Genomic DNA, 1,796 nt, shown 5'->3' with positions numbered 1-1,796 from the left:
ACCAATCGATGAGCGGGCACAGCAGAGTGTTCTGGCAACATGACTGACGGTGTCACCACGATGCAGCATCAGCATGGCGGTGAGCCGCCGGGCGTGGTTTTTGTCCTTTGTTTTATGGATAGTTTTCTGCATCAGGCGTCGTTCGGTTCTGGGTATTGGTGCTATGATCGACATTGCTCAGTCCGGCTGGTGATTTGGGATATTCAGCGATTGATCAGATCGCATAAACCGGACTGAGTTCCCTCTAAGTGATCTACTATTCCGAGCAGTTATTTAGACTGTATCGTATTGATTTTGATAGCGGGGTAACGGTGTGGACGGTGTGAAAGGAAAATCGCTTCAGGTAACAGATGCCATCATTTCCTGCCAGTTGGATGGAAAGGGCGGCATGATACCGATTGATGAAACCCAGGTGCTGCACGATGAGCATCCCTGCTGGCTGCATCTCAATTATACCCATCCCCGCAGCGCTGAATGGCTGCAATCCACGCCTCAGATCCCGGATGCCGTGCGTGATGCGCTGGCCGGTGAAAGCATGCGGCCTCGCGTGTCCCGGTTGGGGGACGGTTTTATGATTGTCCTGCGCAGCGTGAACCATAACAGCGATGCGCGCCCTGACCAGTTAGTGGCAATGCGGGTGTTTATTAACGATCAGCTCATTGTGTCCACCCGGCGACGTAAAGTGTTTGCCGTGGATGAAGTGCTGACCGATCTCGAAAACGGTAACGGCCCGGTCAACTGTGGCAGCTGGCTGGTCGAGGTCTGCGATGCGTTAACCGGTCACACCAGCGAATTTATCGAAGACCTGCATGACAAAATCATTGAGCTCGAAGATGCCTTACTGGACCAACGCATTCCCCCGCGGGGTGAACTGGGCCTGCTGCGCAAACAGCTGATTGTGATGCGCCGTTACATGGCTCCACAGCGTGATGTTTTTGCCCGGCTCGCCAGTGAGAAACTGCCCTGGATGGACGACAGTGAGCGCCGCCGCATGCAGGAGATTGCCGACCGGCTGGGGCGCGGCCTGGACGATCTGGACGCGGGCGTAGCCAGAACGGCCGTGCTGGCCGATGAAGTCGCCTCGGTAATGGCCGAATCCATGAATCGCCGCACCTATACGATGTCGCTGATGGCGATGATTTTTCTGCCCGCTACCTTTTTAACCGGGCTGTTTGGTGTCAACCTGGGCGGCATTCCCGGCGGCGGATGGCGCTACGGCTTCAGCGTGTTCTGTATTTTACTGGTCATACTGGCGTTAGGCGTGGCGGGGTATTTACGTAAGCGGCGTTGGCTTTGACAGACAAAGCCTGTGAATTGCCTTAGTGACAGAGGGCTTAACAGAAGTAAAGCTGATCGACATCAATACCTGCCGGAGGCAACTGACGCAAACTCTCTCCCGCAGGTGAATGCAACGTCAAGCGATGGGCGTTGCGCTCCATATTGTCTTACTTCCTTTTTTTGAATAACTGCATAGTACAGTTGATTCGACCTACGCCGGCCTTGTTGCCGGCTTTTTTTTTACCTGCTGGCTGAAAGGCCTAATCTTTCCTAAGCTTAATGTTCATTCGCTACAGAGGAGCACGGTATGAAGGCGATACATAAGTAAGCGTCGCATTCAGACCGTATTGACGTTCAGGCAGAGGGAAGCTCGACCTTCCATGGCAGCAGATCGCGGACCCGGTTCACCGGCCAGTCCTGTATATGACCGATGACGTAACGCAACCACGTCTCGGGGTCAACGCCGTTAAGCCGGCAGGTGACGATCAGAGAGTAGAGGATCGCCGCACGTTCTCCGC

2 protein-coding genes and 1 pseudogene are annotated in these 1,796 nt (G+C 54.5%); 1 reads left to right on the top strand and 2 read right to left on the bottom strand.

Going from position 1 to position 1,796, the window contains the following annotated elements; all coding sequences use genetic code 11:
• Window positions 1-174, bottom strand: a pseudogene (locus F7Q90_RS25515) (IS630 family transposase); the annotation flags it as partial.
• Window positions 175-313: 139 nt separating this feature from the next.
• Between F7Q90_RS25515 and zntB the strand changes: the two are divergent.
• A complete protein-coding gene (gene zntB, locus F7Q90_RS25510) occupies window positions 314-1,297 on the top strand; it encodes a zinc transporter ZntB (RefSeq protein WP_006119281.1) in 984 nt (327 codons plus the stop codon).
• A gap of 335 nt (window positions 1,298-1,632) precedes the next feature.
• On the opposite strand, the gene F7Q90_RS25505 is transcribed toward zntB, so the two are convergent.
• Window positions 1,633-1,796: transposase domain-containing protein (locus F7Q90_RS25505; RefSeq protein ID WP_151161046.1), on the bottom strand; the 164-nt coding region annotated here is incomplete at its 5' end.

Origin of the sequence: Pantoea stewartii subsp. stewartii (assembly GCF_008801695.1) — a bacterium.
Lineage (GTDB): Bacteria > Pseudomonadota > Gammaproteobacteria > Enterobacterales > Enterobacteriaceae > Pantoea > Pantoea stewartii.
The sequence above is the reverse complement of the archived record's forward strand: the minus strand, read 5'-3'. Positions and strand labels throughout refer to the sequence as shown.